Raw genomic sequence first — 22288 nt, forward strand, 5'->3', positions numbered from 1 at the left:
AGGCTAAGTAAATAGAAAGGTGACGAGCATCACAAAAATATAGCGCGTTGCTTGGATGAAACGCGCTCGCTGCTCATCACCATCTCTGGTAATCTATCTCGCGTCATCTTTTTGTTTATAAAGGAATTACCATGCAAGATCTGTGGGATCGCCATCTCCGTTATCGCAGCCATCATGTTGATGTGCCGCTGGATCATAATGACGCTAACAGCCCCTCGCTCTCGATTTTCGCCCGCGAAATCGTCGATACGCGTAAAAATGAGCAAGCGTTACCCTGGCTAGTGTATTTTCAAGGTGGACCTGGCATGGAATCGCCTCGCCCTAATGGCGCGAGCGGTTGGTTAAAACGGGCATTAGACGATTACCGCGTGTTGTTGCTCGACCAACGCGGCACGGGCTTAAGCTCGCCGGTGAATCACCAAACGCTTGCCCATCTTACGCCTGCGGAGCAAGCGGACTATCTGAGCCATTTTCGTGCCGATAGCATCGTGAAAGACGCCGAGTGTTTGCGTGAGACGTTAGGTATCAAGCAATGGGCGATCCTCGGTCAAAGCTTTGGTGGGTTCTGTGCGCTCACCTATTTATCTTTCTTTCCGCAATCGCTATCGCGCGCGTTTGTCACCGGCGGTATTCCGCCGATTGAAGGGCATACCGATAGGGTGTACCAAAAAACCTATCAGCGCGTGGAAGATAAGAACCAGCAGTTTTTCGCTCAGTTCCCCGATGCACAAGCCCGCTGCCACGAGATTGCCCAGTATTTGCAAAACAATGCGGTGACGCTGCCAAACGGTCAGCCGTTTACGGTGGAGCAGTTCCAGACCATTGGCCTAAATCTCGGCCGCGGTCATGCGGGGCTGCCGCTTTATTATTTATTGGAACGAGCCTTTATTGAGGTGAATGGCGAGCGTGTGCTGAGCTATCCATTCCTTGATGCAATGCAGGCAGAACAAGGGTATTTAACCAACCCTTTCTACGCTATTTTGCATGAATCGATTTACTGCCAGCAGGAGGCCTCGCAGTGGTCAGCCCATCGAATACGCGATCAGTTCCCGCAGTTCCACTATCAGCCCGATCAACCGTTCCGGTTTACCGGCGAAATGGTCTATCCGTGGATGTTTGATCAACTTGCCACGCTCAAACCACTCAGAGAGGCCGCGATGTTGTTGGCGGAAAAAACCGATTGGCCGGCGCTTTATGATCTCGAGGTGCTCAAGCACAACACGGTACCGCTTGCCTGTGCCACCTATGTGGATGACATGTTTGTTGAGTTTGATTACTCCCGCCAAACCTTGGCGAAGATTGCCAACAGCCAAGCGTGGATGACCAACGAGTACGAACACAACGGCATCGGCGTCGATGGTGAGCGTATTTTGGAGCGCCTGATAGCGATCGGCGATAGCCTTGCCGCTATTCAAGGCCAATGACGCCCCGCTAAACCAATGACGATGGCCATGCCTTTGCTGCTCTGGCATGGCCACACCGCGGTTACCCATCCGATATCACGGCTGCGGACATTTTCAGCGCAACAAACTGTGATCTAATTCAAATCAATTATTGGCGCTGACAAAGGTGGTACGCTGGCTGACAATACGGTGCACACCGATAAAACGTATAAAAATGTTCGCTTACGGCTGCCTCGTTAGTGTATCGCTTACTCCCGCGGGTTTTGTCTTTATCACTGGACAATGAAGTATCTGTCGAGCGCTTGCATGTTCCATTAATTGGCGTAGTATAAATGCGTTCTCTCAGGGAATAGGACGTTCCCAGCACGATGTTGGCGTAGGAAGTTGTGCCACCGTACATCGTCACTTTTCTTTTCACACTTTGCGTTCACACAGATGAAAATTGTAAGTAAAACAGGCAAGAAGAGAGCCATCTTTTACAAATCTAGTGTTTTCTTTGATAAATTATGGTCTCGCGACAAAACGCCCGTTTCTATCCTTTTACTCGCGGTAGTCATTGGCTTTTTAGGCGGCGTGGTAGTCACCCTTTTCGAGCTCGCCATCCACTCACTGTCTCAGTCCAGAACCGAATGGTTAGACAGTAACATCAACTCGATGATTCCATTGGGTGTGCTCGCGTTTCTTATTAGCGCGGGGCTCGCCTTACTCGGCTATTGGCTTGTTCATCGTTTTGCCCCTGAAGCGGCAGGTTCGGGGATCCCAGAGGTTGAGGGCGCGATGGAAGGCATCCGTCCCTCTCGATGGTGGCGAGTTATTCCAGTGAAGTTTTTTGGCGGTTTAGGCGCGTTAGGCTCTGGCATGATTCTCGGCCGCGAAGGCCCAAGCGTGCAAATTGGTGCCAATATTGGCCGAATGGTCACCGATACCTGCCGCATCAAAGACAGAAACAGTAACCAAACCTTGCTCGCCTCCGGTGCTGCAGCGGGGCTGGCGGCGGCTTTTAATGCTCCATTGGCGGCTATCATGTTTGTGGTTGAGGAAATGCGACCACAATTTCGCTATACCTTAATTTCAATTAAAGCGGTGATCATTGCTGCGATTATGGCCGATATCGTCTTTCGCTATATCAATGGCCAAGAGGCGGTAATTGTATTACCACAATACGAAACGCCGCCACTTATTTCGCTGTGGTTCTTTCTCGTTCTGGGCTGCTGTTTTGGGGTATTTGGCGTACTGTTTAATTTTCTGATTATGCGCTTTCAGGATTTTTTCCAACGCTTTTATCAGAAAAGCCAAAAACGGATCTGGTTAGTGGGTGCCACGTTAGGCGGCTTTTTTGGCTTGCTACTTATCTATGCGCCTGAGCTGACCCATGGTGGCATTAATTTAGTGCCAGATTTCGTCACCCTCAATTATTCAATCAGTGCCCTGCTGTTTATCTTTATGGCACGCACATTACTGACAGTGATTTGCTTTAGCTCGGGTGCGCCTGGGGGCATTTTTGCGCCCATGCTGGCGCTAGGGACCTTGTTAGGCACAGTGTATGGGTTAGTGGTTGCCAATATGTACCCTGATATGGGAATAGAGCCGGGTATGTTTGCGATTGCGGGCATGGGCGCTCTGTTCGCCGCGACCGTGCGCGCGCCGATTACCGGTATTTTGCTGGTGATTGAAATGACCAACAACTATTATCTGATTTTGCCGTTAATCATCACCACCCTCGGTGCCACCTTGGTCGCACAGTTGCTTGGTGGACAACCAATTTATACGGAGCTATTGCGTCGTAAAGTACGCGAGCAGAAACTTCGGATAGAAAATGCATCTCAATGAGGGATGCCGTGTTTTTCGAGTAGAGCGGTTATTTCTCCGCTCTTTTTCATTTTGCGTATACTAGCGTTCAGTGGCTCAATAAGAGCTTGATGCCGCTGATGAATCGCCAAATAAATGGGAATGGATTCGACAGGACTGTCTGCCATGCGTACGGTCGTCAGTTGCTCTTTTTCGAGCATACTTGCGATGCCCACATAGCCCACCATCGCCTGTGCACGATTACTATTCACCATGTTTAACGCAGCCCGTTCAGTTCTTACGGGCACCATATCCCACTGATATCTATCCGCAATCATCAGCGCCAATTGATCACCAATCACCCCCACCACACGTTGATAATCTTCAGGATTAAGCACATACGTGTGCCCAAACAAATAATAGTCAACGGAGAACAGTGATTCTGTGGGATAAAGCACCTGAGGCGTGTCTTGGTAGACCAATCGCGTGCGACCAAAGTCAATATCAATGATCCCTTTAGCGAGTGCATTCTCCGCTCGCGCTAGCGGCATTTCTATCCAAGATAGTTCGATGTTTGAGTCAACGGCGTTAAAAACCTGCTCGACGATCGTTTTGGTCGCGGATGACATCGCGCCCGTATGATCGCGGTATGCAACAGTCAGTGTGTTTGCCAGCGCACTCAACGGCAACCAGCAAACCATTAATATCCACCATCTCGTCACATTGCCACCTCAGATTATCTTTGCACTCTTAGAGATTAGAAGACAGGAGAAGCGTCGTCCACGCGCAGCACGTGACACTGTCACTTAGTTATGAAGTCACTCTTCGCATTTATTATGTATGCATGCCAATTGAATCACTGACCTGCTCTTTAATAACGTTTGAAATATTGATCGCGCGCTGGGGCAGCTGGCGTCCGGCAAAAGCGCAGAGATATAAAGTTTCACTGACCGGTGTCGGTAAATGGTGAGCTTTGATGGCCGCTTGTTGAGCAAAAGCGGCGACGGCATTGGCGGGTAACACGGTAAAGCCGAGTCCGCGTGCAACGGGTAGTAAGATAAGACCAATTTGATTAGAAAAGCCAGATTGCTTGATGGGACGCAACTGTGCCGTTTGGTATTGCTCGAAGTTCGCTCCAAGTAATAACTCGGCGTGATGCCTCGCATCTGGATGATCAATGAATCCTAGTTGGCAGAGTGTTTCCCAAGTCGGGGATTTAACATGGCGCGGTGTCACCAGCAACAACGGCTCTTCCCCGATGGGTTCAGACTGAATATTTGGATTAACGGGACATGCGGTTGTCAGGCCAATATCAATGGTGTTGTTCAAGATGGCATTATGAATATCGCCATTTGGCGCAAAGCGATAGTTAATCGTAAGTGTCGGATACGTCACCTGGAGATCGAGCAAATGAGGGTATAAATAGAGACCAACACTTCCCGGCGACATAAGACGCACCTCCCCTTCATAACCGGGATCCTGGCTGATGTTAACGGCTAGGTTATCGAGTGTTTGTAGTACATCTTTGCCTTGACGATAGAGTTGCTCTCCAGCCTCCGTCGTGACAATACCCTTTTTACTCCGAATCAGTAAGGTGGTCGATAAAGCATCTTCGAGCTTTCGCACGTGCTGACTGACGCCTGATTGGGTCATAAAACACTTATCAGCGGCTTTGGTAAAACTGCCAACATCTACCAGGGTGCAAAAGGTTTTCAGCCAAACAGGGTTAACCATAACAAATTGTCATCATAACTATTGCAAACCATAATTTAACATTATGTTTGTGATACCTCATGCTTGCAACCACTGACAATGTCATCTTAGAAGGAGCAACGCATGCCAACCCCTTATCCACGTACATTTTCACACATTGGTATTTCGGTACCTGATTTGGACAAAGCCGTTCAATTTTACACGCAAGTGCTTGGCTGGTATCTCATTATGACACCTACCGAGATTGTCGAAGACAATAGTGCAATTGGAGCGATGTGTACCGATGTGTTTGGTCAAGGTTGGGAGCGCTTTCGTATTGCCCATTTATCGACCGGTGACCGAGTGGGTGTCGAGCTATTTGAATTCAAAGATCAGCAAAACCCTGACAACAATTTCGAGTACTGGAAAACGGGCGTCTTTCACTTCTGCGTGCAAGATCCTAACGTTGAAGCACTGGCTGAACGTATTGTTGAGGCGGGTGGTAAGAAACGCATGGAGAAACCACGCTATTACTATCCTGGAGAGAAGCCCTATCGCATGATCTATATGGAAGACCCATTTGGCAATATCTTGGAGATCTACAGCCACAGTTACGAGCTTATCTACAGCGCAGGAGCGTATTAACTCTCTTGTCTGTAATGGCTACCTTGGCATTTTAACTCACCAGGCTCAACGCGATTGAGCTTGGTTTCTACCTCACACGACACCGACCTTATTCGTAATAAAAATACAAGTGTGATCTTTATCACTTTATGAATCATTATTGACCAGACTAGTAGTGTGATATTTATCACTCTAGTTTTTTATTTCACTATTCTAAAAAAATAAATAGTGATCTACATCACTATTTATTTTATAAACCAAAAAATCACAAATGTGATATATATCGATATAGTTTTTATTGACAATTTTGTTTTTTGCTTTTTGTGCTAAATTTACATGTTATTTTTGTGACAGATGTTGGACTAACATATAGTTGCGAAGTGAATAGTGAGAGTTGAGTCAATAAATCCCCGTTATCAGTTCTCTCGAAAAAATATGTGGTAAATTGACTGGGTACTTACTAGCCAGACGGTTTTGGCGAACCGTTCTACCACACACGTTCAATGAGAACATCAAACGGGGTATTGTTATGATATCATCTGACACCAAGATCAAGATACAGAATTTTGGTCGCTTCCTCTCGAATATGGTAATGCCCAATATCGGCGCATTCATCGCGTGGGGGATTATTACTGCACTATTCATTCCGACCGGTTGGGTCCCTAATGAGACATTGGCGGCCATGGTCGGCCCCATGATTACCTACCTACTACCACTGCTGATCGGCTATACCGGCGGTAAACTTGTTGGCGGCGAACGCGGTGCGGTTGTCGGTGCGATTACCACCATGGGGGTGATTGTCGGCACTGACATTCCCATGTTTATGGGCGCGATGATGGTTGGTCCATTCGGCGGCTGGGCGATCAAAAAATTCGATGCTTATGTCGATGGCAAAGTGAGAAGCGGGTTTGAGATGTTAGTAAATAACTTCTCCGCCGGCATTATCGGTATGCTTTGCGCGATTATCGCATTCTTCCTTATCGGCCCGTTCGTAAAACTCTTATCCAGTGGCCTTGCGGCAGGTGTGGAGTTTTTGGTCTCAGCACACCTGTTACCACTGACCTCTATCTTTGTTGAGCCCGCTAAGATTCTTTTCCTCAACAATGCGATCAACCACGGTATTTTCTCACCACTTGGGATCCAGCAAGCCTCAGAGGCTGGCCAGTCTATTTTCTTCCTCATTGAGGCAAACCCAGGTCCTGGTCTAGGCATCTTGCTTGCCTACATGGTGTTTGGCAAAGGCACCGCACGTCAAACCGCGGGCGGTGCCTCCATTATTCACTTCTTCGGTGGTATTCACGAAATCTACTTCCCTTACATTCTGATGAATCCACGCCTTATTCTGGCCGCAATTGCGGGTGGTATGACAGGTGTGTTCGTTCTCACTATGTTTGATGCAGGTATTGTGTCGCCCGCTTCGCCAGGCTCTATTTTTGCTGTGCTGTTAATGACGCAAAAAGGCTCAATTGTCGGCGTCTTGGCTTCAATTATTGCCGCAGCCAGCGTGTCATTTGTGGTCGCCGCTTTACTGATGAAAACACAGAAAAGCACAGAGGGTGAAGGTGACGAGGCCTCACTTGATGAGGCGACCGCCAAAATGAAAGACATGAAATCAGGCGCTAAAGCAAGCACCTCCGCCCCCTCTTCTGCGCCTAAAGCCACAGTTAACTTTGCTGACGTAAAGCATATTTTAGTTGCCTGTGATGCTGGCATGGGCTCTAGTGCCATGGGTGCCAGCTTGCTGCGCAAAAAGGTGCAAAATGCAGGCTTAGATATTGGTGTCACGAATATTGCGGTCAATAGCCTGCCTGAGGATGCGCAGATTGTGATCACGCATAAAGATCTGACCGAGCGTGCGCGCACTCACGCGCCAACCGCACACCATATTTCACTCAATAACTTTTTAGACGGCGATGTTTACGGCCAGTTGGTTACCCAAATTCTCGCCGCACAGTATCCCGCTGCCAACGATCCGCAAGTGCTTCAAGTTCCGACGACGGCGGCAAATGACGACAGTTTCGAGCCAACCCCGGCACCTGCTTTTCAACTTCAGCGTAAAAACATTCATCTTGGCTTAACGGCCACAAACAAGGATGAAGCGATTCGATTTGCCGGTGAGCAACTTGTCAAACTTGGCTACGTAGCGCCTAGCTATGTCGACGCGATGTTTGAGCGTGAGGCATTAACCCCCACTTACCTCGGGGAGTCGATCGCCGTTCCTCATGGCACCGTTAAAGCAAAAGACGGGGTCAAGCAAACCGGCATTGTGGTATGTCAGTATCCATCGGGTGTGCAGTTCACCGACGACAAAGAGGATATCGCTAAGTTGGTGATTGGCATTGCCGCCAAAAACGATGAACATATTCAAGTAATTACCGCCATTACTAATGCGTTAGATGAGCCTGATGCAATAGATATTCTCACCAGTACTGACAGTATTGACGAGATCCTCAATCTATTGAGTGATGAAAGCGTCACCTTTATGACGTCATCCCATTAATCAACCCAATAAGCAGGTCACCTCGGTGGCCTCTCATCACCAACGTTTTTAGTTTGAGGTAAATATTATGAAAAATGCTGTTCATTTTGGTGCCGGCAATATCGGCCGCGGCTTTATCGGAAAATTGCTCGCAGATGCCAATGTCGAGGTCACCTTTGCCGATGTCGATGCGCCCCTCATTGACCAACTCAGTCACAAACAAAGCTACAACGTCAAAGTGGTAGGTAACGACTGCCATATCGACACGGTTTCTCATATCACGGCAGTCAATTCGGCAAGTGATGATGTTATCGATAAAATCGTAAAAACGGATTTAGTGACCACGGCTGTTGGCCCTAATGTGCTTGATATTATTGCCAAGACCATTGCCACTGGCATTGAAAAACGTTTCGCATCCGGCAATGAGGCCCCACTAAACATTATTGCCTGCGAAAACATGATTCGTGGTACGTCGCATCTCAAAGGCGAAGTCTATAAGCACCTTGACCCCGCATTACATGAGAAAGCAGACGCACTGATTGGTTTCGTCGACTCCGCAGTTGATCGCATTGTGCCGCCGGCGGAAGCGGCGAACGATGATCCCTTAGAAGTCACGGTAGAAAGCTTCAGTGAGTGGATTGTGGATGAACAACAGTTCAAAGGCGAAATCCCAGATATTGCAGGGATGGAGAAGACACAAAACCTCATGGCCTTCGTCGAGCGTAAGCTTTTCACCTTAAACACGGGCCATTGCATCACGGCGTATTTGGGTTGCTTGAGCGGCCACCGCACCATTCGTGAAGCCATTACCGATCCGAAAATCCGTGATTTGGTGAAAACAGCGATGCAAGAAAGCGGCGAAGTGCTTATCCAACGCTACGGATTTGACCGCGCCGCTCACCAAGCGTACATCGAGAAAATTTTGGGGCGTTTCTCAAACCCCTATTTGGTTGATGAGGTCGATCGTGTTGGTCGCCAGCCTATCCGAAAGCTAAGTCAGAACGATAGGCTTATCAAGCCATTACTGGGTACAATAGAGTACGGCACAGATAACCGAGCCCTATTAAAAGGGATTGCCGCAGCATTGAAATACACCAATCACACCGATCCACAAGCTGAAGAGCTTCAAGCTTCATTGGCTGAGGTGGGCGTAAGAAAGACGCTAGCGACATACACCGGCTTGGCAGAGGAAAGCCCTGAAGTTGAGGCAATTAACACCCTGTACCAGCAATTGTAAACCGCGCATTTTACAGGGGGAGTTTAGCTCCCCCGTTATAACAATAAGCAGTATTGAGTCTATGGCAGAAAATTTCGACGAAACAGACATCATTGAACGATTAAACCAAGCGCCAACCGTGCGTGGCTTTTTTGTTGCCGCGGTGGATACGTTTGAGACAGCTATTGATGGCTTAATCAAGCGGGTTTTTCGCAAAGATAACTTTGCGGTGGAATCAGTGGTGGGGCCTTTACTGCACGACACTGGGCCGCTGGGTGATCTTTCTGTGCGATTAAAACTCTTGTTTGGTCTAGGCGTGTTATCAGATGACGCTTATCACGATATTGAACAGATCATTAAACTTAAAAACCAACTGAGTAACGATGCCGACGATTACCAATTTACCGATCCTAAGGTACTCGATGCCGTCAAAAAGCTGCGCAAAGCGAATACGATGGGCATGCTTTCGCTCGATATTGGCCCGCCGGAAGATGACGTAGATATCGAATTCTATCAGCTGCAACTGCAGCGCCAACAGCAGGTGATCCGCTCAGGGTTGTCACTCGCCATCGTGGAAATCTGCAATGAATTAAGCAAAGAAAGCCCTTTTTAATGTGCCAACGTTCACCATCACTAATGAAGCAAATAGCCTGAAAGGGTTAGCCACACGCCTAGCGCGAACGCGCCTCCGAGAATCATGGCTTCCAGTAAGTAAGCCTTAATCACGTTATACAATTTCATACCTAACCAATCTTTTTTTATCTTTCGAGCATCAAATCAAAAATCGATGCACTTTGTCTACCATTATATACAAAAAGCCTTATGACGGATCACATAAGGCTTCATGCAAGCAAGGAAGGTTAGTGTTCAGCGATGACGTATTTCCCGATTGTTCGGCCACTTTCTACGGCTTGATGCGCAAGAGTTAAATTCGCCGCATTAAGCCCGGTTAGTTGATGAGAGGCCGTGGACTTGAGCACGCCTTGATCAACCAATTTAGCCACATTCGCCAAGATCACATGTTGTTGGTACATGTCAGTCGTCGAGTACAAACTGCGGGTGAACATGAACTCCCAGTGCAACGAAATCGACTTACTCTTTAACTTTCGAATATCGAGCTGTTCCGGGTCGTCAATCAACGCCAGTTTGCCTTGAGGGATCAGACAATCTACCAGCTGCTCCAAATGCGCCTCGGTATGATTAAGACTCGCGACATGGGTTACCGCTTCTACTCCCAACGCATCAAGCTGCGGCTGTAAGGGCTTAGCATGGTCAATGACATGATCGGCGCCCATTTTTTTCACCGACGCTTGGCTCTCTGGTCGCGACGCGGTACCGATCACCGTCAACGACGTCAGTTGTTTCGCAAGCTGAGTTAACACCGATCCCACCCCACCTGCTGCGCCCACAATCAGTAAAGTGCTCGACTCCGGCTCAAGTCCGGCCTTTAAGCGATCAAACAGTAACTCCCACGCCGTAAGTGCAGTCAGTGGCATAGCGGCGGCATCGGCAAATGACAGCGTTTTAGGCATGGCACTCGCTATTTTTGCATTCACACATTGGAATTGACCATTCGATCCGGGCCGATCGAGCGCGCCGGCATACCACACCCTATCGCCGGGCTGAAACCCCGTCACATGGCGACCAACTTGACGCACTATGCCCGCCGCATCCCACCCCAGCACTTTATGCTGTCCCTCAGGTGCATCGACGTTGCCGCGGATTTTGACATCCACAGGATTAACAGAAACCGCCTTCACTTCCACCAGCAAGTCATCATCGTTAGGAATCGGCGTGGGTAAAATGATGTCAGCCAATGTGGCCTTTTCTATCGGGTGCGCAAAGCGATAACCAACCGCATGCATCTCTGTCGGTAACGTTTGTATTGTCATGATGCTGTCCTCATTCTGTGTGATAGCTGGGGGAGACGGAATAGCTGGGATAGTCGACATAGCCTGCTTCATTGCCGCCAAACAGGGTCTGAGGGTTAAATTCAGCCAGTGGCCAGCCATGTTGGAGACGGGCGACATAATCTGGGTTGGCAATAAAAGGACGACCAAATGCCACTAAATCCACCAACTCGCGAGCAATCAGGCTCTCTGCTTTGGGTTGGTCGTATTTTCCGGCCACAATGATCGCGTTGTCGAACCGCGCGCGCAGCTGATGGCGGAAATCATCATCAACTTGCGGCGCATCATCCCAGTCCGCTTCGGCAAGATGCAAATAGGCAAGCCCCAGTTGATTGGCATGGCTTGCCACCTCAAGAATGGTGGGAATAATGTCAGGGCAGTTCATTCCACGCGCAGTGATAAAAGGAGCCAGACGGATCCCAGTGCGTGACGCACCAATCGCCTCACTAATCGCTGTCATGATCTCCACCAAAAAGCGCATCCGGTTTTCACGACTGCCGCCGTATTGATCATCGCGATGATTGGAGGTCGAGCGTAGAAACTGGTCGATGAGGTAGCCATTGGCGGCGTGAATTTCGACACCATCAAAGCCCGCTTCTACGGCATTCAAGGCGGCTTGCCGGTAATCATCGACAATGCGTGGGATTTCGTCGGTTTCCAATGCACGCGGGATAGGACACGGACGCATGCTTCCGCCATTTTCGTCAGCTATCCATACACTCGCTTCAGGAGATAACGCCGACGGTGCGACAGGCAAACCGTCTTCGTGAAAAATGGGATGCGACATACGACCCACATGCCACAGCTGCAAAAAGATTTTACCTCCCTCAGCATGTACGGCATCCGTGACATGACGCCAGCCCGCGATCTGGGCGTCGCTATGAATGCCTGGCGTAAAGCTATATCCCTGCCCTTGTGGAGAAATTTGCGTCGCTTCCGTCACGATAAGCCCTGCGCTAGCGCGTTGGCGATAATAGTCAGCCATCATCGCATTAGGAATATTGCCTGGCTGGTCGGTGCGAGCGCGCGTCATTGGTGCCATGACAATGCGGTTAGCGAGCGACAGTCCAGACTGTTGGTAATCATCAAACAAAGACATGCTGATCTCCTTGTGGTGGTCGAGCGTGATAGTGTTAGTAAGTGGCTATCAGCCTATTGACAATCACCACAAAGAAAAACCATGCTACAGAGACATCTCTTTCAACATTTTTTTGATAATGAAAGCACTTCAAGATCTGGCTATCTTCGTCGAAGCGGCCAAACACGGCAGCTTAACTGGCGCGGCCAGACAATTAGATGTGTCTCCCGCCGTTGCCAGTGCCGCCATAAAACGGTTAGAAACTGAGTTAGGCAGCCCGCTTTTTGTGCGCTCAACACGCAGTTTGCGACTCACTCAACAAGGCGAACAGTTTCTGCGCTACAGCGAACAAGCGTTAGACTTGCTACAACAAGGTCAACAACAACTACAAAACGCCGATAAGATCCAAGGTTCGCTGCTTATTTCCGCGCCGTCTGATTTGGGCCGTGACGTGATCCTTCCGCTGCTTGATGCGTTTATGTCGCTTTACCCCAACATCAGTACCCGCCTGTCGTTATCCGACGAGCAAGCCAAGTTATTTTCCCAGCCTATTGATATCGCGATTCGTTATGGTGTGTTGGGCGATTCCAGTATGATCGCAATGCCGTTGGTTAAAGATAATCGTCGGGTGCTCGTGGCCTCCCCCGAGTATTTAGCCCAGCATAAAACGCCCGCGCATCCTTTGGATTTGAAACACCATGAATGCCTGTTCTACGAGCTAAATGAAGTGCGCTATAACCGTTGGCAGTTTCATCGACAAGAGGAAGACATTGCAGTCAGTGTGACAGGGCGGCGCGCCAGCAATGATGGCGGCGTGGTAAGGCAATGGGCATTATCAGGAAAAGGGATCGCTTATAAATCGGCGCTCGATGTCAAAGCGGATCTGAATGCAGGACGGCTAGTGCCCTTGTGCACCGATTGGCAAGGCGAGCTCGCTCCACTCCACCTATTATGTCCGTCGCGCCAACAACTCACCCCCGCAGTCAAGGCGTTACACCGCTTCTTGCGCGACCAGTTGGCGTAAGGTTATGAATGCTCACATGCTTAGACCATTGGAAAAGTCACCGTAAAACCATTGCCATAGTCAGAAAAGTACGGGCTTTGAATCATAATACTCGCGTGATGCTGTTCCACAATGTCTTTGACAATCGACATTCCCAACCCCGCCCCATCACCTTTCTCGGTATGACCGCGGAAAAATTTATCAAAAATACGGCTCTTAATTTCGTCCGATATCGCGTCGCCAGAATCAATCACTTCCACCACGACGGTATTGGCTGAGTGGCTGATGATCACGCTGATAGATGCGCCTTTTCCTGCATAGCGAATTGCATTATCAATCAGGTTAGTAAATAACACTGACAACATTATAGGATGACCTTTGACCCACAGGCTCTCTCGCCCTTCAAGCTCTATTGACTGTTGTTGCGTCAATGCCATCGGTGCGAGCGCGGCGATTTGTTCTCGCAACAATGGAACAATATCTACCTGCGTGACTTCGGTATTTTTTTGCTGCTCCACCCGCGAAAGCATGAGCAACTGCTGGATAACGCGATCAGTTCGATCGATGCCAGTCAGAATATTGGTCAAGTCATTATCACGCTCCGCGTCTGTGGTCGCAGACAAGGCGTTTTCTGCATTGAGTCGCAGTACCGCGAGGGGGGTTTTTAACTCGTGTGCCGCAGTGCTGACCAAACGCTTTTCACGCACCCAGGCATTATTCAACTGAGAAAACAAATAATTGATCTGCTTGACGAGTGGTGAGAGTTCAACGGTGGGTTGTGATACATGAATATGATCGAGATTATCAACACTGCGCGCAGCGATCGTCTCTTTTAATTCGCCTAGCGGCCTAAATGCGCGGCTAACTAACACCACAACAATAACCGCTAAAAGTGGGATCAATAGGAGCTGGGGTAAGCCAATGGTCAACGAGACTTCTGTCATCAACTCTTGGCGAATCGCCTCTTTTTCCGCCACCAGCAGACTCGCTTGCCGTTTGTCCGGCAGTGTGAATACTAATAGGAAGGTGCGCCACTGTTCACCTGCTGCGGTAACCATATCAAATCCGGGGTTGTCCGATGTCCCTATCCATTGCGCCGGTGCGTTCGGACTTTTGGCAACTAATGCATCGTTAACACGGTACTGAAAAAACAAATTATCTTCATAGGGGTGACCAAATGGTGTGGTCGTATCGTCATCTTTTGCGTTGGCAGTGATCGCGTTTAACCAATGGGTATAGCTTTGTGTAAAGTTATCTGGCGGCTGATCTCCCCAGCTCATTACCGACAGCGCCAACGTTTTTGCCGATTGCCCCAATCGCGCGTCATAGACTTCATTAATTTCATGACGAGCTTCGCTATACACCAGCAGCCAAGAGACAAACATTAACACCCCCACCACACACACAGTGCTGAATGTAAGATGCCGTTTTATTGAATGTGGGCGCTGTTTATTTCTCAATGATATAACCAACCCCACGAATGTTTTGAATCAAGGTTCCACCCGTTTTTTTGCGTAAATTGTGAATATGGACTTCAATGGCATTCGGACTAATTCCCTCATCCATACCATGAAGCGCTTGTTGAAGTTGATCTTTGCTCATTACTCGGCCAGCATGTGCCATCAGTGTGGATAACAGTTTGAACTCGTTAGGAGTTAACCGAATAGGTGCACCCTTCATCTCCACTTCACCCGTTGCCATCGACAAGGTCACGCCATGGCATGACATCGTGGTATCGGCATAACCGGAAATACGCCGAATCATGACGCGCAGACGCGCCAATAGCTCTTCGAGCGCAAAAGGTTTGATCATGTAGTCATCGGCTCCACCATCTAACCCTTTCACACGGTCATCAATGTCATCGCGTGCTGTCAAAATCATCACAGGGATATCGCTATGTTTGCGGCGAATTTTACGCAACACATGAAGCCCATCAGTGTCTGGCAAGGTTAAGTCTAGAATGATAGCGGTAAAACTTTCGGTATTTAACAACGCATCCACACCACCTCCTCGCTGCAACCAATCAACGGTATAGCCGTGACGCTGCAGCGACGCCACCATGGACTCCCCTAGCATGCAATCATCTTCGACGAGTAACAGCCTCATTGCTGATTAAGCTCCTTCAGTTTTTGGATAATTTCTTGTTGGCGTCCTTGGTCAGCGAGAGGCCGGTCTGGCCGCGAAGGGGCTTGCTGTGCATGCTTCAAGAATGCCACAGCGAGATTTGTTTTTCCGGTATCCGCTAGAAATTCGCCATAAAAATAGTTCGAATCGATGCCGTCTGGGTTGATCGCGAGTGCTTTTTTAAACAGCTCAGCAGCCTTATCGTCATCACCAAATGCGAGTGGCCAGCCCGGCACTTTGTGGTACAACGTCGCGAGGCTCGTTAGGGCCGAACCGTCCAGCGTTTCCGGCGCCTGTGTTATCACATCTTCGAGTAGAATTTTTGCATCCTTGACCAAGCCTAATGCTCCCATGCCACCATCAACCCCGGCTAACGAGCTCTTATTGATAGCAAGCCATATTTTCAGATCATGACGCGCTGGTTGGGCAAGAAGTGAAATTTGCGTATCATCGATTAAACGGTCGAAACACGCCACTTTGTCGTCACTGCTTTCGATAGTGTAGTTACATTGTGCCCAGCGCGTCTGGATCTTAGCCAAGATAGGGTCGGCCAGCACTGTCGCACTAATCAAAGAACAACTGAGTGCCCATACGGTAATATAAAATGATTTACGAATAGTCATGGTGTGACTCCTCTACAACTGGCAAGCCTTGCGGCGTATTAGCGTGAAAATCAATGATGTCTTTTTGTTTTGCGATTCCATGACCCACTAACGATGGAAAAAGTTGGTTCAGACGAACAAACAGTTTTTCGGGCCACCCGAGCCACACCGCAAAGCAACGCTTTTCGATGGCGCGAACAATGTGATTCGCTACCCACTCAGGTGAGTCCACATGATTTCGCAATTGCTTATTCATCGCCGTTGCACGTGCATCATTTAACGCCGTTTTGGTGGCTCGAGGCGCGATATAAATGGCACACTGCTGACTGTCATATAACTCCCGATTTAACGCTTCGGTAAAGCGATACAGGCCTGATTTAGTCGCACCGTAATTGGCATATCCGGGAAAACCGATACCAGCAAAGGTTGAGCCAATGTTGGCAATGAGACCTGTCGGTGCGAGCCACGTGAGTGCATGTTTGCAAAGCAAAATGGGGGCAGTTAGATTGATGGCAATTTCATGTTCAATACTGTCATCTGCGCGCATGGATAGATAATTAAAACAATTTACCCCCGCATTATTGATCAGTATTTCTATTGGCGTACCTTGCTGACCCAGCCATCGTGCATGCTGATTCACCTTGTCTCTGCCTTCTGCTGTACCAATGTCTGCTTCGATGATCTGATGATGCTCGCCATTCATAAGCTGGTTATTGATATCATGCAACGCAGTGAGATGGCGGCCGACGAGCACAAGTATTGCGCCTTTTTTTGCCAGTACATCAGCCAGTGCGCGGCCAATGCCTCCTGTCGCACCTGTTAGCAATATAATTGTGTTTTTCATTACCGCCTCCTACGCCACTTGGGTCTGCGTCGTGGCCATAGGAAGCGCTCGCAGCATTGATTCATACAGCGCATAAACACGGTTCGCACTATCAATGATGGCTTGTTGGTCCGCGGGATCCGTTACCTTGTTCATCAAATCGGCAAAATAGCCAATATGCTCTACGTCCAAGGTGCTGTGTGACGTTAAATACCGCATCGCTGTATCGGGTAGAGAAAGCGTTTGCTGGATCAGTGCGGCCATCGAGCCGCCGATTGAGACGCTCGTACCTTCCAGCACCCAAACCATGCCAAATAGAGCCATTGGATTTTTGCGATCAATTTGGTGATATAAATACGCCACCATCATCTCAATCCCTAACCCGACTTGGCCCTCACCGCAGTTAGCCCTCGCTAGTTCGGCATCAAAGCCACATGCGCGCAAGTCATCCAAGATCCATTCATGGTGACCTTTCTCTTCCTCAATATATGCGCCGAGCGCTTGGCGTAACCATTCATAGTGCTCCGGCAACCGAGAACCACAGGCCATCAGTAATGGAACGGTATGCTTCACATGATGATAAGCCTGAACAAGAAAGGCCGTGTAGGTTTGCAGCGTGATCGCCTTATAGTCGCAAGCCTCAATCACAGGCACACTCAGCATTGAGGCTCTCGCCTGAGCGGTTTCTTTATCTAGTACATGGAAAAAACCTTGATTATCCATAAATCCTCCTAGGAATGTGCCGTGAGTGGCAGGGTTTCGTCAGTCAGTAATGGTTGGGCCGACGTGTTAAGTTGCGGCTCAAATTGTTGGCAAAAGACATCGCGTTTAGGGCGGCCATTTGCCGTAATTAAATGGGGTTGCTGATGAAAAGGAGCAGTAAATATCACCGCTCGGAGTTGCGCATAGTCGGGCAGTTGGTGGTTAAGCTGCATCAACTGCTGCTTTGCTTGATCAGGAGAGTCGCTACCAATAATGGCAGTCAGGTAGTCCTTCCCCTCTCCTAATACCACCATGTTGCTAAGCGCCGAATAGGCCATGGCTTCCGCCTCAATCCACTCTGGATGGATGTTGCGGCCAAAAGCCGTAATGAGTTGATTTTTTTTGCGACCTTTTACATACAAAAAGCCGTCATCATCAAACTCACCGATATCTCCCGTCGCAACGGCGCCTTGGTGAGGGTGAAAGTCGCGATCCAGATAACCTGAGAATGTCGCGCCTGCTACCATGATTTCACCGTCTGGTGCGAGAAAAACACGATGGTGAGGTAACGGTTTACCCACACTGCCAACACAATAGTGCTCGGAGGTATTCAAACTCACCACTGATCCGCACTCCGATAAGCCATAACCCTCAAAAACCGATAAGCCAAGCCGACTTGCTGCGCGCAATAAGCCCGGTGGCACCTTTGCGCCTCCGACAGCAACGTGCTTGAGGTCGGCAACCGCGCCAGGATGCTGTTCACCAAGATGGATGACGGCTCGCAATAACGCAGGAGTAAGTACCAAGCTTTGCGGGCGATAACGAATCAGTCCGCTCATCAATTGATTCAGGTTTAACTGGCTTGAGCCGACCAGTCCCAAGTCATAGCTGGATGGGATCACTGTCGTCACACCAAGCAACAGGGGCACGTAAACACCCGTAATATTCTCCAGTAGTGTGGACAGGGGAAGGACGACTAAATGACAGGAAGGTACCGCAGTGGTAGAGACAGTATTGGCAAGCGATACACTAACGCTCTCTAGCGTAGCTGCGCTCAATACCACGCCCTTGGGAGAACCGGTCGAACCGGAAGTAAACGTGACCTTTACGGCCGGAGGCAAAGCTGGCGGTGCGTCTACGTCTCGTGCATGGCATGGTAACCCCGCCAATGTAGTCACAGATGCATGGCTTAATGCGACATCAGGATGTGGCGAGCCGATCACCCAATCTACCCCTGCCGTATCCAAGACATGATGTTGTTGTTCAGCCGTAAAAAAGGGCGGGATCGGCACAATTGAAATACCTGCATAGGCAGCGGCAAGATCGATCAGTACCCAACTAACACTGTTATCACCGGCAAGCCCAATCATCTGTGTATCGAGCGCCAATAGCGTTTCACTCAACGCCCTGATCCGCCCCCAAAGCGCTTGATAGGTCAATATCAGGCAGTCGCCAGATGCATCCGCCCCTTGAATGGCAACCTGATCAGGTTGGGCGTAGGCATATTCAGCCAAACGTTCAAATAAGACGCGCATTGGCATTCTCCGTATGGCGGTGTTTAGACACAATCCGCTCCAACTGCTCGGCACCTTGAGCAAGGTTACCGGTACAGACACGAGGCATCCGCGTGTAGTAGTTGCCCCATTGGTCAGTAGTGGGTTGTAAGCGACTCGCATCCGCATTGGTCAGAAGATGGGGAGCAAGGCCAAATCGACGCATGAGTGCATATAGCGGCCCTGTCGCGGTAAACACACACCACATGTATCCGTGGGATAGCAGCCCATTCGCTAAAGCGTGGAAATGTGGTAGTAACGTCCCCGAAGAGAATGAGGCCAGTTGCCCAAACTCAATCACCGAGGAACGCGTAATCACTTGCTGATAGTGAGCGCTAAGTGCGTCGGCAACATCATCGGTAAGGTATTGTTCGAGAAAAAGCGGCTGATACGCAGCAGGGCGATAACCGCACACCGACAATAAGCGATCGTCTTGTCCTCTCAGGCAGGACAAATAAGGCATGAAGGTGGTAATTGTCGCGTTGAAGGCTTGTTGATAGCGTTCAGCAATATACGCCTCTATTTCAGCGCGATTCGCTGAGTCTGGTGTAACAATTTCAAATCGACTCGCTGAATTGACCATAGCGGTGACATCCTTTATTGGCTGATTGTCACTGAGCTTACGGCGCGATACTTAAGAAAAGCTTAAGAATCTCCTCCTGCCGATAAAAAATGCACCTAAAAAATTTATCTAATTGTAAAATATAACTTTTTTATTTTTTCGCCCCTCTTAAGTGATTCTTAAGTTTCCTCTCATAGAGTGAAGACATAACCACATGAGAGGAAATTACCATGACCGCTAACACCCCACGACCATTTAAATGGGACAGAGTTGTCCGGTTGAGCCATTGGCTGATTGCTGCATTATTCTTTGCCAACATGAGCGTCACGGAAGAAGGCAGTGGCATTCATCGCTGGTTTGGGTACGTGATCCTTGGGGCCATTGTCTTACGTCTGATTTGGGGAATGCTCACGCATTCAGAAGCACGACTAACCCGTTTTATTCCCTCGCTTTCTGCCGCTCGTGCTCACTTCAGCAACCTTATACGCGGGTGTGATCATACAAGCTCAGGTCATAACCCTGCCGCGGCACTTATGATTTGGAGTCTTTGGGGATTGCTCCTCGTCACCATTTTGACTGGCTGGACAATGACGCAGTCAGGTAAAGAGCTCGAATGGTTAGAAGAAGTCCATGAGTTTGCTGCCAACGCAACCCTGATCCTCGTCACTATCCATGTTAGCGCCGCCATTTTGATGAGTCGATTTGGTAAGCGTAACTACATTGAATCCATGCTGCGTTAAGTGGTGCAAAGATGACAAGCCTTCGCAATTTCAGACCTATTCTCGTTTTCTTTTCTCTTGCGCTCGTCCTGCTTAGCCTATCGAGAGTCAGCTTGCTTGTCTGGCAACATAAGCAGTTGAGCCAATGGCAAGATATCTTCTATATCTTACTCCAAGGGTTACGTGTCGATATTGCCACTTTATGCTGGCTATATACCTTACCGGCTTTCTTATTGGCACTGCTGCCAACCTCTGGAAAATTTGGTCGTGGGTTTGTTTTTGTCTTGCGGAGTTGGCTGGTCTGTGGGTTAGTCGTATTAGCTTATATGGAGCTTGCTACGCCTTCGTTTATTTTGGAGTATAACCTAAGACCAAATCGGCTATTTATAGAGTATTTAGTTTACCCTAAAGAAGTTTTTTCCATGCTTTGGAAAGGCTATAAGTTACCATTATTCTTAGGACTTGCAGGAGCGACATTGGTGGGTTTTTATAGCTGGCGATTAAGCGGTAAGCTTACTCAAACGGGAAACCAGCCACGCTGGTGGACACGGCCTATTCTTGCGGTTTGTGTGGTTGCTTTCGGTATCATGGGAGCGCGTTCAACTCTGCAACACCGTCCACTGAACCCAGCACTTGTCGCCTTTTCAACTAATCCGCTATTAAATGATTTAGTACTCAACTCTTCTTATTCGTTGGTCTTTGCCGCCAAATCCATGGCGTCCGAGCGTAATGCTGAAGAATACTATGGCGATATGCCGCTGGAAGAAATCATTTCAACAATTAAAGCTTATTCGCCATCAAGCACACATTATCTCGTTAATTCCGCATACCCAACGTTAAATACGAAGCAAGCGGTCGGTAAGGATAAGAAAAATTTGGTCATCTTACTGCAAGAAAGTCTAGGCGCGCAGTTTGTTGGCGCGTTAGGTGGGCTACCGCTTACACCCAACTTAGATAATCTCATGAAGCAAGGCTGGAATTTTACTCAAGCTTATGCAACGGGAACACGGTCGGTACGTGGTATAGAGGCAGTCACAACAGGTTTCACACCAACACCCTCTCGTGCAGTAGTAAAGCTATCAAAAAGCCAAACTGGATTTTTTACTATCGCTGATGTACTGAAACAACAAGGCTATACAACACAATTTATTTATGGCGGTGAGAGTCATTTTGATAATATGAAGTCGTTTTTCCTCGGCAATGGTTTTCAAGATATTGTCGACTTTTCTCAGTTCGAACACCCACAGTTTGTCGGTTCATGGGGTGTTTCAGATCAAGATTTATATAACATGGCTGACAAACAGTTTCGTTCGCTTCATCAAAAAGGAGAGCCTTTTTTTAGTCTTATTTTTACTAATTCAAACCATTCGCCCTATGAGTACCCAGAAGGACAAATTACACCTTACACTAAGGGAAAAAATACACGCCTGAATACGGTAAAGTACTCGGATCATGCACTCGGTGATTTTTTTAAAAAGGCGAAACAGTCAGACTATTGGCAAAATACCGTCTTTTTGATCATTGCGGATCATGATTCTCGTGCTTATGGCGATGATCCGGTTCCCGTTAGCCGTTTTCATATCCCAGCGTTAATTATTGGCAAAGATATTCCTAAACATAAAGATACCCGTTTAGTCAGTAGTTTAGATATGCCACCGACATTACTTTCATTGATCGGTATTGATGCGACAACACCTATGATAGGTCATGATTTAAACCGCGCCGTACCATCTGACTATCAACGTGCAATGATGCAGTTCGATAAAAACTTTGGTTATTTAACACGTGAGTCACTGGTAGTGCTTCAGCCCAAAAAAGACCCTGTCGCCTATCAATATAATTTTGTAAAACAGGCACTCAGTCCGATCAAATTAAACCAAGAAGCGATAGTGCGCGCAAAAGCACATGCACTGATGGGCGGGAAGCTATACAGGCAAGGATTATATCCATCAGGAATAAACAATCCGCGCTGACTCAGTAACATACCGCGAGCAAATAGAGGAACAGCGA

The 22288-nt window shown here is 48.5% G+C and carries 20 protein-coding genes; 9 read left to right on the forward strand and 11 right to left on the reverse strand.

Annotated elements, in window-relative coordinates; genetic code table 11:
* Nucleotides 1-131: 131 nt before the first annotated feature.
* Complete coding sequence (locus BZG20_RS05890) at nt 132-1424, forward strand: alpha/beta fold hydrolase (RefSeq protein ID WP_077578406.1); 1293 nt, start codon at nt 132-134, stop codon at nt 1422-1424.
* A gap of 414 nt (nt 1425-1838) precedes the next feature.
* Nucleotides 1839-3233, forward strand: coding sequence for a H(+)/Cl(-) exchange transporter ClcA (gene clcA, locus BZG20_RS05895; RefSeq protein ID WP_077578407.1), 1395 nt, complete (start codon nt 1839-1841; stop codon nt 3231-3233).
* On the opposite strand, the gene BZG20_RS05900 is transcribed toward clcA, so the two are convergent.
* On the reverse strand, nt 3227-3892 hold the full coding sequence (locus BZG20_RS05900) for a transporter substrate-binding domain-containing protein (RefSeq protein ID WP_046075725.1): 666 nt from the start codon (nt 3890-3892) through the stop codon (nt 3227-3229). The two genes, clcA and BZG20_RS05900, sit on opposite strands and share 7 nt — an antisense overlap.
* Before the next feature lie 133 nt (nt 3893-4025).
* Complete coding sequence (locus BZG20_RS05905) at nt 4026-4925, reverse strand: LysR family transcriptional regulator (protein WP_077578408.1); 900 nt, start codon at nt 4923-4925, stop codon at nt 4026-4028.
* A 102-nt stretch (nt 4926-5027) separates the two neighbouring features.
* Here BZG20_RS05905 and BZG20_RS05910 point away from each other — a divergent pair, with 102 nt between their 5' ends.
* The 4 genes from BZG20_RS05910 to BZG20_RS05925 all read left to right on the forward strand — a co-directional run bounded on the left by BZG20_RS05910 (nt 5028) and on the right by BZG20_RS05925 (nt 9815).
* Nucleotides 5028-5528, forward strand: a complete 501-nt coding sequence (locus BZG20_RS05910) for a lactoylglutathione lyase family protein (protein ID WP_074214596.1) — start codon at nt 5028-5030, stop codon at nt 5526-5528.
* A gap of 508 nt (nt 5529-6036) precedes the next feature.
* A complete protein-coding gene (locus BZG20_RS05915; protein WP_077578409.1) occupies nt 6037-8007 on the forward strand; it encodes a PTS mannitol transporter subunit IICBA in 1971 nt (656 codons plus the stop codon).
* Nucleotides 8008-8074: 67 nt separating this feature from the next.
* The gene (locus BZG20_RS05920; protein ID WP_046075721.1) at nt 8075-9223 is read left to right on the forward strand and encodes a mannitol-1-phosphate 5-dehydrogenase; all 1149 of its coding nucleotides are present in this window, start codon (nt 8075-8077) and stop codon (nt 9221-9223) included.
* A gap of 61 nt (nt 9224-9284) precedes the next feature.
* Nucleotides 9285-9815 carry an MltR family transcriptional regulator gene (locus BZG20_RS05925; protein ID WP_046075720.1) on the forward strand — a complete coding sequence of 177 codons (531 nt, stop codon included), beginning with the start codon at nt 9285-9287 and terminating at the stop codon, nt 9813-9815.
* 247 nt (nt 9816-10062) lie between these two features.
* Here BZG20_RS05925 and BZG20_RS05930 read toward each other — a convergent pair whose 3' ends face one another.
* Together BZG20_RS05930 and BZG20_RS05935 are read right to left on the reverse strand one after the other, a co-directional pair.
* Nucleotides 10063-11067 (reverse strand): zinc-binding alcohol dehydrogenase family protein, encoded by a 1005-nt coding sequence (locus BZG20_RS05930; protein ID WP_077578504.1) that lies wholly within the window; start codon nt 11065-11067, stop codon nt 10063-10065.
* A 37-nt stretch (nt 11068-11104) separates the two neighbouring features.
* Nucleotides 11105-12211, reverse strand: coding sequence for an alkene reductase (locus BZG20_RS05935; RefSeq protein WP_077578410.1), 1107 nt, complete (start codon nt 12209-12211; stop codon nt 11105-11107).
* A 118-nt stretch (nt 12212-12329) separates the two neighbouring features.
* On the opposite strand from BZG20_RS05935, the gene BZG20_RS05940 reads away from it, so the two are divergent.
* Complete coding sequence (locus BZG20_RS05940) at nt 12330-13214, forward strand: LysR family transcriptional regulator (RefSeq protein ID WP_077578505.1); 885 nt, start codon at nt 12330-12332, stop codon at nt 13212-13214.
* Nucleotides 13215-13234: 20 nt separating this feature from the next.
* Here BZG20_RS05940 and BZG20_RS05945 read toward each other — a convergent pair whose 3' ends face one another.
* The 7 genes from BZG20_RS05945 to BZG20_RS05975 all read right to left on the reverse strand — a co-directional run bounded on the left by BZG20_RS05945 (nt 13235) and on the right by BZG20_RS05975 (nt 19580).
* Nucleotides 13235-14578, reverse strand: coding sequence for an ATP-binding protein (locus tag BZG20_RS05945; protein WP_241829521.1), 1344 nt, complete (start codon nt 14576-14578; stop codon nt 13235-13237).
* A 64-nt stretch (nt 14579-14642) separates the two neighbouring features.
* Entirely contained in the window at nt 14643-15299 is a 657-nt protein-coding gene (locus BZG20_RS05950) for a response regulator (RefSeq protein ID WP_077578412.1), read from the reverse strand.
* Nucleotides 15296-15940 carry a tetratricopeptide repeat protein gene (locus tag BZG20_RS05955; RefSeq protein WP_321166654.1) on the reverse strand — a complete coding sequence of 215 codons (645 nt, stop codon included), beginning with the start codon at nt 15938-15940 and terminating at the stop codon, nt 15296-15298. Before BZG20_RS05955 ends, BZG20_RS05950 begins: the two co-directional genes overlap by 4 nt.
* Nucleotides 15927-16763, reverse strand: coding sequence for an SDR family oxidoreductase (locus tag BZG20_RS05960; RefSeq protein WP_077578413.1), 837 nt, complete (start codon nt 16761-16763; stop codon nt 15927-15929). The genes BZG20_RS05955 and BZG20_RS05960 overlap by 14 nt, the downstream gene beginning before the upstream one ends.
* Nucleotides 16764-16772: 9 nt before the next feature.
* On the reverse strand, nt 16773-17465 hold the full coding sequence (locus tag BZG20_RS05965) for an iron-containing redox enzyme family protein (protein WP_077578414.1): 693 nt from the start codon (nt 17463-17465) through the stop codon (nt 16773-16775).
* A gap of 8 nt (nt 17466-17473) precedes the next feature.
* Nucleotides 17474-18979: an AMP-binding protein gene (locus tag BZG20_RS05970; protein ID WP_077578415.1), complete on the reverse strand. Its 1506-nt coding sequence runs from the start codon at nt 18977-18979 to the stop codon at nt 17474-17476.
* Nucleotides 18963-19580, reverse strand: a complete 618-nt coding sequence (locus BZG20_RS05975; protein WP_077578416.1) for a thermostable hemolysin — start codon at nt 19578-19580, stop codon at nt 18963-18965. The genes BZG20_RS05970 and BZG20_RS05975 overlap by 17 nt, the downstream gene beginning before the upstream one ends.
* Nucleotides 19581-19789: 209 nt before the next feature.
* Between BZG20_RS05975 and BZG20_RS05980 the strand changes: the two genes are divergently transcribed.
* Together BZG20_RS05980 and BZG20_RS05985 are read left to right on the forward strand one after the other, a co-directional pair.
* Nucleotides 19790-20299 (forward strand): cytochrome b/b6 domain-containing protein, encoded by a 510-nt coding sequence (locus tag BZG20_RS05980; RefSeq protein ID WP_077578417.1) that lies wholly within the window; start codon nt 19790-19792, stop codon nt 20297-20299.
* Nucleotides 20300-20310: 11 nt separating this feature from the next.
* Entirely contained in the window at nt 20311-22251 is a 1941-nt protein-coding gene (locus BZG20_RS05985) for an LTA synthase family protein (RefSeq protein ID WP_077578418.1), read from the forward strand.
* Nucleotides 22252-22288 lie beyond the last annotated feature (37 nt).

Source organism: Salinivibrio sp. IB868, from assembly GCF_001995655.1.
GTDB lineage: Bacteria > Pseudomonadota > Gammaproteobacteria > Enterobacterales > Vibrionaceae > Salinivibrio > Salinivibrio siamensis.

Excerpts from the sequence above, each read along its gene's own strand:
- BZG20_RS05950 (WP_077578412.1), bottom strand. The coding sequence starts at position 15,299 with ATGAGGCTGTTACTCGTCGAAGATGATTGCATGCTAGGGGAGTCCATG.
- BZG20_RS05925 (WP_046075720.1), top strand. The coding sequence starts at position 9,285 with ATGGCAGAAAATTTCGACGAAACAGACATCATTGAACGATTAAACCAA.
- BZG20_RS05945 (WP_241829521.1), bottom strand. The coding sequence starts at position 14,578 with ATGTTTGTCTCTTGGCTGCTGGTGTATAGCGAAGCTCGTCATGAAATT.
- clcA (WP_077578407.1), top strand. The coding sequence starts at position 1,839 with ATGAAAATTGTAAGTAAAACAGGCAAGAAGAGAGCCATCTTTTACAAA.
- BZG20_RS05935 (WP_077578410.1), bottom strand. The coding sequence starts at position 12,211 with ATGTCTTTGTTTGATGATTACCAACAGTCTGGACTGTCGCTCGCTAAC.
- BZG20_RS05985 (WP_077578418.1), top strand. The coding sequence starts at position 20,311 with ATGACAAGCCTTCGCAATTTCAGACCTATTCTCGTTTTCTTTTCTCTT.
- BZG20_RS05905 (WP_077578408.1), bottom strand. The coding sequence starts at position 4,925 with ATGGTTAACCCTGTTTGGCTGAAAACCTTTTGCACCCTGGTAGATGTT.
- BZG20_RS05975 (WP_077578416.1), bottom strand. The coding sequence starts at position 19,580 with ATGGTCAATTCAGCGAGTCGATTTGAAATTGTTACACCAGACTCAGCG.
- BZG20_RS05970 (WP_077578415.1), bottom strand. The coding sequence starts at position 18,979 with ATGCGCGTCTTATTTGAACGTTTGGCTGAATATGCCTACGCCCAACCT.
- BZG20_RS05915 (WP_077578409.1), top strand. The coding sequence starts at position 6,037 with ATGATATCATCTGACACCAAGATCAAGATACAGAATTTTGGTCGCTTC.
- BZG20_RS05930 (WP_077578504.1), bottom strand. The coding sequence starts at position 11,067 with ATGCATGCGGTTGGTTATCGCTTTGCGCACCCGATAGAAAAGGCCACA.
- BZG20_RS05980 (WP_077578417.1), top strand. The coding sequence starts at position 19,790 with ATGACCGCTAACACCCCACGACCATTTAAATGGGACAGAGTTGTCCGG.
- BZG20_RS05900 (WP_046075725.1), bottom strand. The coding sequence starts at position 3,892 with ATGGTTTGCTGGTTGCCGTTGAGTGCGCTGGCAAACACACTGACTGTT.
- BZG20_RS05940 (WP_077578505.1), top strand. The coding sequence starts at position 12,330 with ATGAAAGCACTTCAAGATCTGGCTATCTTCGTCGAAGCGGCCAAACAC.
- BZG20_RS05960 (WP_077578413.1), bottom strand. The coding sequence starts at position 16,763 with ATGAAAAACACAATTATATTGCTAACAGGTGCGACAGGAGGCATTGGC.
- BZG20_RS05910 (WP_074214596.1), top strand. The coding sequence starts at position 5,028 with ATGCCAACCCCTTATCCACGTACATTTTCACACATTGGTATTTCGGTA.
- BZG20_RS05920 (WP_046075721.1), top strand. The coding sequence starts at position 8,075 with ATGAAAAATGCTGTTCATTTTGGTGCCGGCAATATCGGCCGCGGCTTT.
- BZG20_RS05955 (WP_321166654.1), bottom strand. The coding sequence starts at position 15,940 with ATGACTATTCGTAAATCATTTTATATTACCGTATGGGCACTCAGTTGT.
- BZG20_RS05890 (WP_077578406.1), top strand. The coding sequence starts at position 132 with ATGCAAGATCTGTGGGATCGCCATCTCCGTTATCGCAGCCATCATGTT.
- BZG20_RS05965 (WP_077578414.1), bottom strand. The coding sequence starts at position 17,465 with ATGGATAATCAAGGTTTTTTCCATGTACTAGATAAAGAAACCGCTCAG.